This window comes from Flectobacillus longus (genome assembly GCF_030056705.1).
In the GTDB taxonomy this organism is placed as follows: Bacteria; Bacteroidota; Bacteroidia; order Cytophagales; family Spirosomataceae; genus Flectobacillus; species Flectobacillus longus.
The window spans coordinates 86784-104830 of record NZ_JASHIC010000017.1; the positions used below are offsets into that span (position 1 = coordinate 86784).

Consider the following 18047-nt stretch of genomic DNA (forward strand, 5'->3'; position numbering starts at 1 on the left):
CAATTAAAAAATGGGTTACAACACCGTTGGAGCTCGAATCATTTCGACTCCAACGGGTTAATATATTTAAAATATGAAAAAGCTTTATTACTTATACATTCTTTTAGCTTCGTCTTTGTCGCTGATTTCTCAAGCACAATCTCAAGAGGTTGCGATGGCATTGCCATCGCCCAAAGGAGTCTATATTCGTTTGAATACGGATTACATTAGTGGTACTACTTTGGGAAAATCAAAATATATCATCAAACGAAAAAAGATTACAGAATCCACTTCCAAAATTGTTGGTCAAATGCAATTAGCTAGAGATTACAATGACTTTATACGTATGGTCGGAAGAAAATCACTCAAGGATTTTGAGAAAATGAAGAAATTTTATGGAGCATCCGAAACAATGGCCTTTTTGTATAGTAGTCCTTCTTACAAATCTGTTGCTGCTTTTTCTGAACTTAAAATAGAATTTCTACAAGCTTTTGGCTTTGCTTTCTTGGATTCTACAGCCCAAAAAAACGAATTGTATGACTATGAAGTAGCAGAAGTATTGGACAACAAACAAGAAAAACGTATAAGTACTTTGAATGTATTTAACAATCCCAAAAATTTTGCACTCAAACAATACTCACCTCAAATTAATAAAATTATTGGAACAGATTCTTCTGTCATTTTCGAATGGAAAATTACTTCTCCTGCTTATGTCGACAATTCGGCAGCGTCAGTAAAACTTGGCGAACAAATCGAACAGGCCTTTCTTGCAAAATCAAATCAGAGTACTCAACGAATCGACGAAAGTGCTTATGCTAACGTAAAGAAAATATATTTAGAGAATGAGTCCCTTCTCTCTATTTACCCGACCGATGATTTTACTACTCGCTACAGTGTGTATTTTCGCAAAAATGGAAGTAAACAATGGCAATTTTTAGAAAAAAATGTAGCTAACAGCAATTCTACTGGTAGTTATATTCTAACTGCACGAGTGCTCGGAAAACGTGACGATTTAGTCGAAACAATCGTAATTCCAGAAGATTTTGTGTATAATACTGGTGATACCTCAAAAATAACCCGTGGAGTAATTGCACATAATGGTAGCGTAGAATTAATCTATGGTGTTAAATCTACGGACTCGACTAATGCTATTATTTTGCAATGGAAAAAACTCGCTGATAAACCCTATTATGCAGGTATTGAAATTGCTAAATCAGCAGGAAATGAAGAGCCTAAAGTAATTCAGATACTGCCCATAACGGCTTCCAAATTTGTAGATACAGATGTTTTTCCGGCAGGACAAATGTTCAAATATTTTGTTCGTCCTATTTTTATTCCTTTTCAAGAACTAAAACAAGAAATACCTGCTACCACAACTATGACTTGTGGGAAGTTTTCAAAACCAACACCTCCTTTCAATTTGAGCGTGAAGGCAGATGGCTCCAATGCTAAATTAAAATGGGAGGTTGCCGACGAAAAAGCAGGACATAGTTATTTTGTATATCGTGGTACAAGTCCCAAAAATATGATACCGATTCGTTCGGCTGTTAAAGAAAAAACATATCTAGACACCACAAGCTATCTTACTGGGCGTACTACTTATTATTACGCTATCATGGCTGTCAATGTTACACAAGATACCAGCGACTTATCACCTTATGTGATGTACACACCTACCAAACCCGAATCTGTTCAAAGTCCAAGCAATATCGGTTTTGAGGTAATCAATGAAAAAGCACATCTAAGCTGGAATGACGTAAGGCTCAATGACGATTATATCGGCGGATATGTGTTACAACGTAAAAAGAAAGGAGATACAAGTTTTAAAAATATTCATAACTTGATACTCAGTACATCTAATTTTGTGGACGAGTCTTTTGAGCTAGGTGACTCCTATTTGTATCGTGTAGCATCAGTTACTATCAAAGGAGATACTTCCTATTTTTCACCAGAAGTAACTGTTCAAACACCAAAACTGAAAAAACAGATAGAAGGAATTTCGGGTATTGGTTTATCCAATTTATCCGAAAGCATTAAGGTATCTTGGCCAAGTGTAGAGATTGGCACAGTAAAAGGATACAAAGTTTATCGTAAACTTCCAACAGAGGTAAATTTCAAATTGATAGGTTCTGTAGCAAGCGGTAATTTTGAATTTCAGGATAAAAATGTAAAATCTGATATTGTTTACGTGTACACAGTGACAAAAATAGATGAATCTAATACCGAAAGTACAGTACAAGAACGAAAATCGATTTATAGAGAAAAAGTAAGAAAATAAGCTCCGTAAAAGATTGACAGTCAACTTGTTCAAATAACATTCTGACTGTCAATCTTTTGTATTAATATAATAAGTAGTATTACCTAAGAGTAGGCTAAATATGGAAGTGTTATTTACTTTATAAAGAGCCATGTTAATAAGAATCCTTTCATTTGTTTATTTAATATTCATCAGCTTCTATTCTTTTGCCAATTCTAAACAGCTAGAAATAAGGGTAATAGATGAATTTGCTATGCCTGTCGAAAATGCCATTTTTTCTATCTTAGATAAATCACGAAGCCATAAAGTAATTCAGGAACAAAAAACTACAGATGGTACTTTTCATTTAACCATAGACTATGACAAAGAATACTATTTCATGATTCAGAGCCAAGCATTCTTTGTTTCGCATCTATTTTTATCTTTTCATGAAATAAAAAACCAATCACTAGAAGGTGACATTCTCAATACACAAAATACCAATGTCAGAATTCTTTCAAAAAATACGATTGCTGTCACGTTAAAGCGTATTCCTTATTTTCAATTTTTGGCTAAAGACCAACATACTGGAGATTATATAGAGGCAGAATATTCGATACGCCTTAATAAGACAGGTGCTGTAGTAATCCGAAAGGCTCGAAAAGGTGAACCTATCGAGTACCTCCCCGAAATGTTTTGTACCTTTGAGGTATCGGTACGAAAAGATAATTATTTGGCATATACCCAAGAGTTTCTGTATGATAACTCATTCAAAGGGATGGAGCGTATTTTTGAATTAAAAACGGATAGCACAAACATTCGAAAAGATTTACTTGCTCCGACTCTTGTCAAACAAATAGCCAAACCTGTTCCTAAAATAATAACTCCTGCACCCGACTTAATAATTCCATTCGAACAAGGGAGCTATCATCTAACCGCCGAAACGCAAGGACAGTTAAACGACCTGATAAATCAAATACAATCTACTCAAAACGCTACGATACGAATTGTTGGTAGTCACGATGGCATTGGTAGTACAAAGCTAAATAACTATTTGGCATATTTGAGAGCTATTGTCATTCAGATTTATCTTGACAATCACAATCTTAAAGGAGTTAAAACGGTGATTCAAACCATTGTAAGTCCAGCAACAGAAATTTCGTTGGCGGCTCGAAGAGTTGCCAAAATTTATATAGAGAACCCCCAAGATTTTATATCAAGTAAGTAAGCCATTTTTATATGCCCATTAAAAATCATGTACAACAAACGTCTTAGATTGATAAAATATCGCTTTATAACTATACTTTTTTGTGTACTAATAGCCCATCTCCAATCTAGAGGACAGTATTATTTATCTTCTAAGCAGTATGGATTTTCGAGTGGCTTGGGGCATCGACATGTCAATGCCTCTTTTATTGACTCAAAAGGTAAAAAAGTAATTCTCACAGCCAACTCTATGGCTTTTTTTGAAGGAAACAGTTTCACTAGTATTTCGTACCCTGAGGCTTTTTCGTCAAAAGGGTTCAATACGATTTGTGAAGACAATACAGGTAATTATTGGGTATCTGAGGCATTTGAGTGGTTTTATTCATTTAATATCCGCCAAACTTATATTTATAGTCATCAGCACTTTATTCCATCAAAAAATAAATTACCGAACTCAATCCAGATAGAATCTATTCTATCGGACGAAAACAGGCTTCTATTAATTGGGACAAAAACAGGCGAAATTTACTCTTACTCGGCTCATGACAACAAAATTTCTTTACGAAAAAAAGTAGGTAAATTACCAATTAAACTGTTGTATGCTAAACAAAATAAAATTGTTTTTTGTGAAGAAAAAGGAACACTTGAAGACGACAACATTCAACTCATTAATTACGCAGGAAAGGTTTTATTTCAGGAAAAGCTCCTCAACAAATTTGGAGTGTCGGTGGTTTCTGTAGCTGAAGAACTTTATGCCGTATTTGATAGTCGTACACACATAGAAGTGACCAAACTTGGAACAAATGTGAATTTTTCTTTACCCAAAAATCACTCTTACACATATCTGACAGGGTTAGTGTATGAGCCTAAGTTCAAAACACTTATTTTTTATAGTAATGATAAAATCTCTTTTTTGAATCCTAATCTAGAAACGCTATACACACACGATTTTCCTTTTTCTATTCATCATATTGTACCCGACAGTCATGGTAATTTATTTATGAGTACCGACAAAGGGTTTGTGATTTTACGTATTCAAAAAGGTGTCATTAATACTCTTTTGTACAACCCCAACCCTGAAGACAATCAGGGTAATTATTCGTGTCGTGAAATTTATAAATTAGATAAAAATACTCTTATTGTAAATACTAACCAATGTCGTCAGGTAATAGACCTTCGTACTGGAAAATCAGAAAAGTTACCTACCCTAAATGCTAACTTACAAAGCGACTTCATTCTTTCTATTCTTCATGATAAGCAGGGAACTCTTTGGTTTGGAGAACAGCAACTTGTTACAACTGACTTAACTACAAAAGTCAACCGTTCGTACTTTGCCAATTATGGAACTCGGATTTGGTCTATGACAGAATACAAACAGGGGCTCTTACTAGGATTTGAGAAGAAAGGTATTGGCTATTTTGACAAATCTAGGGGTGGTGTCAGTTATTTTGAGGGAAAACAACCTCAGGAGCTTGCTTCTGCTACAGTGTATGATTTTTTTCCACTTAAAGATAACATATTCATAGCTTCGTCTTCTGGTCTTTATGTACTCGATAGCAATGGTGAAATTAGAAATATTCCGTATCCTGTTGGACAAAAAAAAGCCACTTATGACATTAATCTTTTTGACAAAAAACAGGCTAATACGCTGAGTTTATCGACAGAAGAAGGCATTGTGTTATGGGATATTTCGACTTCTAGAGTGCGACAGTTTATTCAAGATAGATATTTTGCCAAGATTAAGTTTTTATCTTGTTACGAAACCCAAAATGGCTATTGGGCTAGTAGCGAGCAGGGTATTTGGCATTTTGATAAAAATGGTAATCTCCTCAAAATTTATACTGAATTAGACGGACTAACTAATAATGAATGTAATACCTTGGCGCACTTTCAGGATAGCGAGGGAACTTTATATTTTGGAGGACTAAATGGTGTTAACGTAATCAAACCTGAAGCTTTTGCTAATCAGCCCAAAGAAGGTACCATCGTAATTCGCAATATTAGAGTTTTTAATAAACAAGAATTAATCAATACTATTCCTGCACTAGAGAGGAACCGCTTAGCCTTATCAACGGGTGAAAATGCGATAGAATTCGAAGCCGAATTTGAGGATTATATGTACGATTGTGAAAAGCAATTTTACTATACTATTGGACAAGAGGAAAAAAACTGGGCACCCTTTGTAGCTAAAAACTTCCGAATAGATAACCTTCCTTTTGGTGAATCGCTGGTTCATATAAAAGTAGTTGCTTGTAATAATTTTGCCAATAGTAATACCATCACACTCAAAGTTTTTAGGGCTTATCCCTTGTACTATCGCTGGTACTTCTGGGTAATGGTAATGGCTGTGCTTGGCTTATTAATTTGGGCTGGTTTTCAACTATATGCGTATAGTTATCGTATGCGTAATCTCAAACTAAAAGCATTGGTAGACAGACAAACGGTAAGTTTGCACGAAAATCTAAAGTTTAGAGACGAACTCCTCAAGCTATTGGTACACGATGTACGTCATCCTATTATTAGTTTTAATAATCTGACAGATAAGCTAAATCTATTGATTCAGAAAAAAGAATATGAGCGACTTTCGTTGTTAGGAACCGAATCTAAGTCTCGTAGTGAGAATCTGTTATGGCTTATCGACAACCTGATTTTATGGATTCAGTCTACCAATAGAAACGAAACGGTTGTGTACCAAAATCATGATTTGATGGGATTGATTCATAAAATCATTCGTTCTTATCAGAATGATATTTCGGTTAGAAACCTTACATTTGTAGTCGAACCTGAAGCATTTATTGCTAAAATAGACGAAAAATTATTTGTAATCACTATGCGCAACATCATATTCAACGCCATAGAATATGCCAAGCGAGATACAACAGTTCAAATAAAAATTAGCCGAAATACTCAGCTTGTAGAGGTTACCTGCTACAATCTTGTTGAGCCATACACCCAACCACGGGCAGAGTCACGAGGATTAAAGATAGGATTAAGTGTTTTGAAAACTATTTTAGAAAAACAATCTATCGAGCTTTTTAATGATAAAGTAGATGATATTTATCTTACAAGATTGATTATACCAGAAAAATAAATCTAAAAAGAGTGTATCAAAAAAGATTGGTACACTTTTTTAATGCCATTAAAAACCAAGAGTTGTGTTTACTCGTAGGTATATACGAACACTCAGGTATGTCTCAGGATGAACGTCTTTAGTTATATTTTGAAAATAGCTTACTTTAGGTAAAAACAACTCTAATTTCAACATCCATATCTCCTTTTTAACACCCATTATTTAAATATTTTGTGATTATTTGCATTAAGAACCCACTAGTCTATTTATGAATTCTATTGCTTGCTTAATACTAGAAGATACTATTAGTGATCAACTAGACATAGAGCTTATACTACAGCACTATCCTATGATAGATGCTACTTATGTAAACACACCCAAATCCTTCTTAGCGGCCATCAAAGAAAATGACTATCAGCTTTATTTCATGGATATTCATGTTTCGTCTGACATCACAGGCGTAGATTTATTAGCATCTGTCCGTAATACGAGTGCTTGGGTGATACTCAATAGCTCCTATTTATCAGATGAATATTATGAAGAGTATAAAAAAATAGATTGTCGAAAATATTGTATTTCAAAACCCCTTAACCAATTTTCTGTAAGAACAATACTTGATGAGTTAGTCACTCAAACTACCAAAAATAATTCATTGGGTAATAGCACAGAATTTATCATGGTGAAACAAGGTGATTATCTACATAAAATAAATATTGATTCTATTTTATATTTCGAGTCGAGTGGTCACTTAGTTTATATCAAAACCAAAGATGCTAAATATGCTACTTATGGTTCACTCAAACATTATGAGTCATTGATACAAGGCAAAACTTTCGAAAAAATCAATCGAAATGTCATTATCAACTTGTTGTTTGTTCAGAAAATTAATATCAAAGAAGATTTTATCGAAATAGATAACTCATGTTTTTCTTTAAGTAGAATCCAGAAAAAAGAATTTATAGAAAAATTTGATAGACTAATACTCAAGTAAATGATGAATTGTGAGTGGCGAATTGTGAATGTATCTTTTGAATACTAGCATTTTACATTCACAATCAGATTGCCTAGTTCAAGACTTAGTCTCGAACTAGGCAATAATACAATCTTATTTTGAAAGTAAAATATTGATAATGAAGCTGTTTAAACTTTCTTAAAATTGCTCGCGTAAGCAATGAATTTATACTGTTTGAGCGAAGCGAGGTGGTACGCCACTCCGATTACAAATTCTTGATTTTTTTGCGGCCGCCGCTGCAGTTACTTTTTGTATCAAGGCGGGAACGCCTAGTTGGGAACGCCTAGTTGGGAACGCCTAGTTAAAAAGTAAGACAAAGAGTTAATCAATAAAATATGTTTTTTGAAAAGTTTAAACAGCTTCAATTAAAAACTTACAACTCATCATTCAACACTAATTTCCCAAATCATTTCTTTTTTTGAAATGATTTTTTATTTTGACCCAACCATTCTTTCTTTACTTTCATCTTGTTAATGTTCTGGTACTCTTATAAGCGTATAGTCTTATAACAACGAAAAATAGCCACATATTGAAGACACAAGAAGAAATCATAAAACGGTGCTTAAAAGGAGATGAAACAGCCTTTAGTACGTTATACCATCAGTTTTCATCTAAAATGATGGTTGTATGTATTCGCTACTCGTCGGACCATGAATCGGCACAAGACTTACTTCAAGAAGGATTTATTCGAGTATTCCAGCATTTACATCAATTCAAAAATGAAGGCTCTTTGGAGGGCTGGATTCGACGAATTATGGTAAACTTAGCATTGGAAACCTATCGAAAAACAATCAATCTTCGTAATCAAACTGAACTTCCGAGCGAATATGAATCAGAACACCCATTATCTGCCGAGGATATTATGAGCCAGCTCAATGCCAATGAATTGCTGTCGTTGGTACAGCAGCTTCCCCCGACTTATCGGCTGGTTTTTAACCTTTATGAGTTTGAAGGAGCCAAACATCACGAAATAGCCCAACAATTAGGAATATCAGAAGGTACCTCAAAATCTAATTTACACGATGCCAAAAAACTTTTACAAAAATGGGTTTCAAAATTGATGTACGATACCAATAACCAGAAATAATCCATGAGCGAGCAAGAATCAAATGATATAGGAAAGGTTTTTCGGTCGGCAATAGATGGCCTATCGATGACACCTCCCAAGGCCGTCTGGGAAAATCTACGGATGATGGCATTGCAAACACAAATAATTCGTTATCAGTCAATTAATCGTTGGCTGACAATATATGCTACTATTGTTACCTTATTACTAGGAGGAGCTATCGTAGAGCATTTTTCACACAGCAACTTAGAATTTTCTATCCCAGAAAAGAACAAATTGGTTTATCAAACTCGACTCGTTCACGATACCATTACCGTTACCAAAGTAATCTATAATAATATCGAAAAATCTAAGGATGAAATTCCCAAAATAGAAACAAATAACGATACTCAGATAAGCCATTTACCCAAGTCCACAAATAGCCTTAACCCATTAGTTTATGATTCAACTTTTACCACCAAATCAATCAATGCTATTACCGATTCTGCTTCTTTTTCTGTTGAACCTTATGATGTAGAGCATACTGAAGTAATATCTCAAAAAGAAATTATAAAGACAATTCATTCAAAACCGTATAGTTTGTTTATTCATCATATACCTTTAGCATCTATTCCTTACTGGCAATATAAACCTAAAAATGCGCCTTCTGAAAAACCGCCAAAATTGAAGATTCCGTTAAAGAATCGACTTGCGGCTTCGGTATTTTATGCGCCTGAATTGGGGGATTTAATTGTATATCGCTCTACTCCTGACGCTTTTAATTATGGCAATGAAACTATCGAAAAGGCTTATACATGGGGATTTAGAGCTAGTATTGACCTTTCGCCTAGAGTTTCGATTGCTACGGGTATCCAGCTAAGTACGATTCAGTTTGCAGGAGCTGTTCGTAAAGCATCTATTCAGCCCGAACTGGTTAATGGTCAATTACAGTATTTATACAAAACCGTGTTTGGAGTCGCTAATATTCCTACTAATGAAATGACCACCGAGCCTGCTGTCAACAACCCTATTTCGGTAGAAATGGAGGATGAACATAGTGTAAGTTTTGTTAATATTCCTTTGTCAGTAAGATATAATGCGTTTTCATTAAAACTCACAAAAGGCACTCGTAATCAGCGCTATATTAGTTTGTATGGTATTGGAGGTGTCAATTATCATATTCCAAGTAGTCAACTCATGAACATTGAAGTATATGAATCCGATGGGCATGATTTTTACACAACTTTGCGTGATTTTAGTAATACCCAATCTTATTGGAGCTATCAGCTGGGTATCGGAGCTGAGCTAGAACTAGGTCGTAGCACCAGTGTATGGGTAGAACCTTACTACAACCGAACTATCAATAGTTTTGTGAAAGATTTACCACTACAATCAAACCTTCAAAATGCAGGAATGAAATTTGGCTTGAAATGGCATTTTTAGTTGGATAATGCTTTCTTCATCTTAGAATTCTGTAAATCAATAGTCAAAATGTAATTAATAATAAAGCAAGAAATATAAGTCATCTCTAATTTAGCGATTTAGTGATTATATAAAAAATTGTATTCCATCAGTCGAGACGCAATGATTACGTCTTAAGCCAAGCCATATCTAGCATAGTAGCATCAAAAAAGCGGTCGAAAAATATTTTTCGACCGCTTTTTTAATAAAAACTTGGAGAATAATCCCAATCCTAAAAATTCGGAATGACTCATGACTTAGAGTCTATTTTGATATTTTTTATGTAAATACCCAATAGATAGCCCTACCAACAAAATATAAATAGCTGAAATAGCGTAGGATAGTGAGATAAAGAAGTCAAGATAATTGATACTTTTCTGAAAAAAGTTTTTGTAAAAAAGCACCAAAATACTTCCCAAATACGCATAATAATCGGCCAATGTGATAAGAAAACCTATGGTTCCTGAGCGCTGAAAAGAAGCAATCATCCTCTCAAAATACAAACTATTACACATCGAGTACGCTACATAAACGCCAAACCCCAAGAGCGTTAACCACACTACAGGCCCAATCAAATGAGCTTGAAATAAAAACGTACTCAAGCCGATGAGTATTCCTCCTAACAGCATCAAAATCTCAATCAAGAAAAAAGCCTGATAATTATTTTTTATCCATCGTATCGATGCCATCAACAACAAAACAGCAATGGCAATAGGTGTTTCAGTTTGAGTAAAAATGGCAGAATTATTGGCGTATCCTAGCAGTTTCCAAATTTCAGGAGTAAAATTATCCCTGAATTCACGGAAGGTTGTGAGCACAATATAAGAAACAACGAAAATGCTGAGGCTGAGAAAGAACTCCTTCACAAAAGCTTTTCTATCCTCTTTTTGCATCGGTTTTCTGATGGTTCGACTAGCAATATCCTCAGTATTAGGAGCAGGTATTTGCCCCATCAAAGTAGCACAAATCACAAAAGGAATAAACATAATCGCACAAGCGACAAAGGGCATCCAAAATTCAGTAACTCCCCACGTATTCATCACCCACTTACCAATACTTTTTGCAAAACCTGAGCCCATAATAAACGAAGCTGTGAGTACTGCCACGAGCAAATCTGTACTGCGACGCCCTTCCAAAAATCCCAATATAGTTCCATAAACCATACCTAGAGGCAAACTTGCTAAAAAGATAAAAATCAAATTATAAGGAGCAGGCGTTAGGGCAAAAAGTAGATAAGCAAACCATGATAGCGCCAGCATCAGAATCAGACTTTTCGAACGATTTTCGGGAAGCATTTCAGAAACATATTTCACTCCCAATCCTTTAGAAACTGCGAAGCCCAATACCTGAGCTGTAATCATCAATATCTTGAATTGAACACCCCAAAAAATCCAGTCTTCATACGTGGCTGCCGTGTAAGCTCGTCGAAAGGGATAAAAGCATAAATAGGTGAAAAATGCCGTCAGGGAAGCAAATACCTGAAATGCCAGCGAATTTCGTTGAAGTGTAATTTGTAGTTTTTGAAGCATCATTAGTTAAGATAAAAATATGAGGTTTGTTGATGGTCAATAACTAAAGATAAGATTTTGCCCCATAACACCAAAATTATCTGTAGGCTTTAGAGGTCTCCAAATACCTGTAAACTGTCCTGAACTATCCTTTCAATAGCCTCATGAAGCAGGACGGCAATATGAAAATATATCTTGAAAATTGTGTTGCAATGCTTTAGGCAAAAGCTATAGGTAGTAGGTAGGTAAAATCGTGTAAATGTTGCTTACTTGCTTAAATAACCATGCAAAATAAGCTTTTAAAAACTAGTATTATATAATTATCATTTTTAAAAGCTCCGTAGGAGCGACAGTTTGGTAGTGTCATTAATGAGAACATATTTTTTGAGCACCGTAGGTGCGACAGAAAGCCAAAATCTTGAAATCTTTCGCACCTACGGCGGCGCTCTTTTAACCGTTTAGAGAAATGATTTTTACTACCAAACTGTCGCTCCTACGGAGCTGATGATAGGATTGGTTTCTGAAAAAGCCCTGTAAACAGACATATTTATGCGGTATCATTGATTAAATATTGAGAATTAGTGCTGTACGAAGGATTAGTGTTGTCTTTAAAATAAAATTGATGTAGTGGCAACTCTTGCAGTTGCCACTACATCAAAAAACACTAATCATAAGAACTCTTTTGAACAAAATAAAATCCTTCGTACAACCCTAATTGATAATTAAAAATTTACATTCAAAATTCACAACTCACAATTCGTAACTAATACTTACCTCTAATAAATAAACTATGCAAAAACAATTTCAAGTTTCAAGAAGAGATTTCGTCAAAAATACCTTATTGGCAAGCACTGCTGGAACACTGGCTTCTCATCAGATTTTAGCATCTGAACGTCTAAATAAAAATCTGGTTCCAGTTACCGAAGGAGCAAATTTACACTGGTTGTCAGGACAAGCTCCAAGCACTTTGCAAGGCACTACGTGGGGTATTCCTTGGCCCAAAGGGTTGGTCAAAAAAGAAACGCCTTTAGCTGTTTTACAAAACGATACTGTTCAGAATAGTCAAACTTGGCCGCTAGCATTTTGGCCAGATGGAAGTGTAAAATGGTCAGCTTTTGCTATTGGAGCACAAGAAAAACTAGCTGAAAATTGGCGTGTTAAAATTGGACAAAAACCACAAACTGGCAAATTACAAGTCAGTGAGAGTCAGGATATCATTGTCGTTGACACGGGAAAACTACGTTGTGAGATTGCCAAGAAGGGTAATGCCATCATTAAATCGCTTTTTCATGCACAACAAAAATTAGTCGCCCAAAACGGAAAACTCGTTTTGCAAGTACAAAACCAAGCTGATGGCGACTGGGCGGAGAATACACAATTACAAGGTTTTGAAAGTACAATTCAAAAGGTTCAAATAGAAAATCAGGGAAGTGTTCGTGCCTTGATAAAAGTCGAGGGAATTCATCAAAATCCTCAAGGCAAACAGTTATTGCCTTTTGTATTACGTCTATATTTTTATGAAAATTCTGATTCCATTCGTGCCATTCATTCATTTGTATATGATGCCGACGAAAATCATGATTTTATCAAAGGAATAGGCTTTAGTTTTGATACTTTACTAAAAGATACGGCTCTTTATAATCGACATATTCGTTTTGTAGGACAAAATGGAGGCGTTTTTGCCGAAGCTATTCAAGGTCTTTCAGGTCTTAGACGTAATCCAGGAAAGGACGTAACTCAATCGCAATTTGAAGGAAAGTCGGTTACTGCTTTGCCTCAAAATATCCAAGATTTGCTTAAATATATTCCTGCTTTTGGCGATTATACACTATTTCAAGGTTCTTGTGATGGGTTTGATATTCAAAAAAGAACCAAATCAGGCTATGGCTGGATACAATCTACTAGTGGTCAGCGGGCTAGTGGTTTGGCTTATTTGGGTACTCCAACGGGTGGACTTTCGTTGGGACTTAGGCATTTTTGGCAAAGCTATCCTGCACAAATCGATATTCGTCAGGCGCAGACAGACATAGCCCAAATGACGCTTTGGTTTTGGGCGCCCAAAGCCTCAGCTATGGATTTGCGTTTTTATCATGATGGTATGGGGCAACTCACTTTTGAAGAACAACGTGAGGGCTTGGATATTACCTACGAAGATTATGAACCCGAATTCGGTCGCCCTTATGGAACAGCCCGCACTAGCGAATTTTTTATTCAAACGTATACCGCAACGCCGACACATGAAACATTGAGTAAACTCTCGGAGGAAATAGAAAATCCGCCTCGATTAATGGTTTTGCCAGAACAATTTATTCAAGCTCGTGTTTTTGGAAATGCTATTAGTTTACCTAATACTAGCACCGAAAAACACAAAGCTATTGAAGAACAATTAGCGTTTTACTTTAACTATTATCAGCGACAAATAGAGGAACGTCGCTGGTATGGTTTCTGGAATTATGGCGACGTTATGCACACCTACGACAATGACCGTCATGTTTGGCGCTACGATGTGGGTGGTTTTGCTTGGGACAACTCCGAACTTTCGACAGACCTTTGGTTGTGGTATTATTTTTTGAGAACAGGTAACAAAGATGTATTTGCGATGGCAGAAGCCATGACTCGTCATACAGGCGAAGTAGACGTTCATCATATTGGAAGATTTAGTCCTTTAGGCTCACGCCACAATGTGCAACATTGGGGATGTAGTGCCAAACAGTTGAGAATCAGTACAGCAGCCAATCGTCGATTTTACTATTATCTTACTGCCGATGAGCGCATTGGCGATTTGATGCGAGAGCAAATCAATGGCGACAAAACTTTGAGAGAAGTAGTGCCAGGTAGAAAAATTGGTCAAAAACCGCCACAAAATGATCCAGACAAAAAGCTTGTATCTATGTCGTTTGGTACAGACTGGGGAGCATTGGCTTCGGCATGGTTAACCGAGTGGGAACGTACTGGAAATGAACAAATTAAGAATAAATTGCTTAATAGTATGCGTACCATAGCTACACAACCCAAAGGTTTTTTTCATGGAGAGGGCATTATGGAGATTGTTACAGGGAAATTTGCACCACAGCCTGTCGACAAAATATCTGTATCCCATTTGAGCGCTGTATTTGGTTTAACAGAAATCTGTTTTGAGTTGATAGACCTTGTAGATATGCCAGAATTCAAGACTGCTTGGCTGAAGTATTGTGAATTATATAACGGCACAGATGAAGAACAAAAAGCTTATTTAGGGAAAAATTTCAAACTAAATCTAGCACAAGGTCACGCCAGACTGACAGCATTTGCAGCCTATCATCTCAAAGATACCAAACTTGCACAAAGAGCATGGAATGAATTTTATAAAGGAGAAGGTGGTTTTAAGAAAACATCAACCAAATTAACTCCAATCAATCCTCCATTAGTATTGCGACCTATCCAAGAAGGCGAAGTATCAACTAATGCCGTAACGCAGTGGGGTTTATCAGCGATGCAATGCTTGGCTTATATCGGAAACCAACTATAGTTTACAGTTAGTATATAAAAAAATATAAGTCATTCCGAATTTTTAGGATTGGGATTATTCTCCAAGTTTTTATTAAAAAAGCGGTCGAAAAATATTTTTCGACCGCTTTTTTGATGCTACTATGCTAGATATGGCTTGGCTTAAGACGTAATCATTGCGTCTCGACTGATGGAATACAAATTTTTACATAATCACTAAATCGCTAAATTCGGGACGACGCATGTTTACTCTTATTTCTTCATATAACTAGTATCCAAGAAATCATATCGAGGTTCGATAGTCGATTTTTCAGCTCTTGAGTTTACATCAATAATCATTACTGGAGGTTGTTTGTCACCTGCTTTGGCTGCTGGCCACTCTGGCAATTTATCTCCGTTTGGATTGCCCGCTTTGATAAAGTTGGCAAAGAAATTACACATGGTATCCGATACCTTATAGTCGTCGGCTGTCCAAGCGTAATCTTTAATCAAATGGAGGTTGCCCATGCAGTATTCGATTTCACAAGCGTGCGGCGCTCCAACTGGTTCTGGAGCTTTGGGTGCACCTTCTTTTTTGACAGTACCACCAGCCAAACCTGAAGCTAAAGATTGATCAACCAATGGCGGACGAACTTTGCTATACAAATAACGATAGACTGGTTGCGAAGAGTTGTTTCTGTGCAAATCAAACCATTTCCAAGTACTATAAGAAATAAAACGGTCAGACGCCAATTGTGTCGCTGATAACTCTACTTCTTTTTCTGTAGCATGAGGATACAAAGCCAATACTTTGTCAGCATCGTTTGGATATTCCTTTTTCACACGTTCGATAAACTTCTCAGTAGTATAAGGCTGTCCCATCATGAATGCCATCCCAGGGATTTCGGCTGAGTTCCAACCCAACAAAAGTGGAACTTGTGCCTGCTGTTTAGCTTCAAAAATTTGTGGTAAAGTTTTTGGTAAAAAATGCCCATCTAACACCACAGGAAATCCAAATCTTTTTGATTCACTATAGATTTCATATAACTCATGTGTACTCATAGCACGCAGTTGTTTCAAACTTGGTACACCTGCATTTTTAGCAAAATCAGCGCCTTGCTTTTCGGCCTCTACCAAAGTTACTGGTGCCATTGTTGGGTTAATTCCAGCACCACTTTCACCGATAGCTCCATGAAATAAACCTTTTGATAAGGGAGAACCCATTTGATAACTCACGGCAATAGAACCTGCTGATTCGCCTGCAATAGTCACTTGGTTAGGATTTCCTCCAAACTTCGCAATATTGCGTTTTACCCATTGCAAAGCCGCTACTTGGTCCAAATAACCATAGTTTCCTGAACCTTTGTATGGAGATTCTGCGCTCAATTCTGGATGGGCAAAATTGCCAAAGATATTCAAACGGTAATTACAAGTAACTACCACAATACCTTTTTTTGCCATCGTACCACCATCGTAGCGAGGCTCTGAACCGTCACCTGCCACATTGCCACCACCATAGAAATACACCAATACAGGCAAATCTTTAGTATTGCGCTTGGCTGGTGTCCAAACATTGAGATATAAACAGTCCTCGCTTAGACCGTTTGAGCGTGAAGCCATATCGCCAAAAACGATAGATTGAACAGGTCTTGGACCAAACTTTTTTGTCTCTTTTACACCTGTCCAATTATCAATGGGTTGCGGAGCTTTCCAACGTAACTGACCTACTGGGGGCTTTGCAAAGGGTACACCAAAGTACGTTTGGATATCCGTTTGAGTATCAAAATTTCCTTCAATAACCCCATTATCGATGGAAGTCTGAACAGGAAAATTGAAATTGGTTTGAGCAATCATCGTGCTTGTTGCTAAGCAAACTACGCTTGCGAGGATGGTAAGATGTTTTTTCATGAATTGGATAAATGTTCTATTGTCTCACTATGTGACAATAATAAAAGCTTTTTTGAAAAAATCCTATTATTTTTCAATTTAATACTAAAATATCTCTGTATTTTATGAAAATATAGGAACTTTGTCAAAGTTTATTTTAAGTCCATGAAACCTTATAGGTTATTCGACAAGTTATAAATTTAGTAGTAGTCGAAACTCAAACTTATGTATTTCCCCATCTCATTTTATGCAAGAACAGTTCATTTTATCTAATCAATTGTCTATCCCAAGTATCGGATTTGGCACTTGGCAAACTCCTAACGGCGACGTAGCAATAAGTTCAGTAAAATACGCTATTGAGTCTGGCTATACCCACATTGACACAGCAGCAATTTATGGTAATGAAAAAAGTATCGGGCAAGCCATCAAAGAAAGTGGTGTAGCTCGCGAAAAGTTGTTCATTACCAGCAAAGTATGGAACTCTGATCGTGGATATGAATCAACCAAAAAGGCTTTTGCCAAAACCTTAAGTGACTTACAGCTCGACTATCTTGATTTGTATTTGATTCACTGGCCAGCTAATAGCAAACAGTTTACAAACTGGCAAAGTATCAATGCCGAAACTTGGCGTGCCTTGGAAGACTTGTACAAAGAAGGATACATTAAAGCAATTGGTGTGAGTAACTTTATGGTAAAGCACTTACAAGCGTTGTTGAAAACAGCCGAAATAACACCAATGGTTAATCAAATTGAGTTTCACCCAGGTCATCTTCAAGCCGAAGTGGTGGAGCTTTGTCAGCAAAACAATATTTTGGTTCAAGCTTGGAGTCCGCTAGGTACAGGCAAAATGTTGACTAACTCAACGTTGGTACAAATTGCCGCAAAATATAACAAATCAGTTGCTCAACTCTGCGTGCGTTGGTGTTTACAAAATGGTACTTTACCATTACCAAAGTCAGTAACTCCAAGTCGTATTGACGAGAATAAACTGGTTTTTGACTTCGAAATCAGTGCTGCCGATATGCAAACCATCAATCAAATGCCATATTGCGGTGGTTCAGGGTTAGAGCCAGACCAAGTTGATTTTTAGTGAATTACATTAATACGCATTAGGCTGTAAGCCATAGGCATTAGGCAAAAAAGCTTAAATTCTTTCATGAAAAAAACATTTAATTTTA

At 36.3% G+C, this 18047-nt stretch carries 10 protein-coding genes; 8 read left to right on the top strand and 2 right to left on the bottom strand.

Annotated features, from left to right (window positions below; translation table 11 throughout):
* The first annotated feature begins 73 nt into the window (after positions 1 to 73).
* The 6 genes from QM491_RS14050 (at position 74) to QM491_RS14075 (ending at position 9991) form a co-directional block, all read left to right on the top strand.
* Complete coding sequence (locus QM491_RS14050) at positions 74 to 2257, top strand: fibronectin type III domain-containing protein (RefSeq protein WP_283328118.1); 2184 nt, start codon at positions 74 to 76, stop codon at positions 2255 to 2257.
* 130 nt (positions 2258 to 2387) lie between these two features.
* Positions 2388 to 3443 (top strand): OmpA family protein, encoded by a 1056-nt coding sequence (locus QM491_RS14055; protein WP_283328119.1) that lies wholly within the window; start codon positions 2388 to 2390, stop codon positions 3441 to 3443.
* 27 nt (positions 3444 to 3470) lie between these two features.
* Positions 3471 to 6512 carry a ligand-binding sensor domain-containing protein gene (locus tag QM491_RS14060; protein WP_283328120.1) on the top strand — a complete coding sequence of 1014 codons (3042 nt, stop codon included), beginning with the start codon at positions 3471 to 3473 and terminating at the stop codon, positions 6510 to 6512.
* 247 nt (positions 6513 to 6759) lie between these two features.
* Positions 6760 to 7482: a LytR/AlgR family response regulator transcription factor gene (locus QM491_RS14065; protein ID WP_283328121.1), complete on the top strand. Its 723-nt coding sequence runs from the start codon at positions 6760 to 6762 to the stop codon at positions 7480 to 7482.
* A gap of 550 nt (positions 7483 to 8032) precedes the next feature.
* Positions 8033 to 8590 (top strand): RNA polymerase sigma factor, encoded by a 558-nt coding sequence (locus tag QM491_RS14070; RefSeq protein ID WP_283328122.1) that lies wholly within the window; start codon positions 8033 to 8035, stop codon positions 8588 to 8590.
* A 3-nt stretch (positions 8591 to 8593) separates the two neighbouring features.
* Positions 8594 to 9991, top strand: a complete 1398-nt coding sequence (locus QM491_RS14075) for a hypothetical protein (protein ID WP_283328123.1) — start codon at positions 8594 to 8596, stop codon at positions 9989 to 9991.
* A 275-nt stretch (positions 9992 to 10266) separates the two neighbouring features.
* On the opposite strand, the gene QM491_RS14080 is transcribed toward QM491_RS14075, so the two are convergent.
* Entirely contained in the window at positions 10267 to 11541 is a 1275-nt protein-coding gene (locus QM491_RS14080) for a DUF5690 family protein (RefSeq protein ID WP_283328124.1), read from the bottom strand.
* A 766-nt stretch (positions 11542 to 12307) separates the two neighbouring features.
* Here QM491_RS14080 and QM491_RS14085 point away from each other — a divergent pair.
* Positions 12308 to 15025, top strand: a complete 2718-nt coding sequence (locus QM491_RS14085; protein ID WP_283328125.1) for an exo-rhamnogalacturonan lyase family protein — start codon at positions 12308 to 12310, stop codon at positions 15023 to 15025.
* A 230-nt stretch (positions 15026 to 15255) separates the two neighbouring features.
* Here QM491_RS14085 and QM491_RS14090 read toward each other — a convergent pair whose 3' ends face one another.
* Complete coding sequence (locus QM491_RS14090) at positions 15256 to 16890, bottom strand: carboxylesterase/lipase family protein (protein WP_283328126.1); 1635 nt, start codon at positions 16888 to 16890, stop codon at positions 15256 to 15258.
* Between the two features lie 226 nt (positions 16891 to 17116).
* On the opposite strand from QM491_RS14090, the gene QM491_RS14095 reads away from it, so the two are divergent.
* A complete protein-coding gene (locus tag QM491_RS14095) occupies positions 17117 to 17959 on the top strand; it encodes an aldo/keto reductase (RefSeq protein ID WP_283328127.1) in 843 nt (280 codons plus the stop codon).
* Positions 17960 to 18047 lie beyond the last annotated feature (88 nt).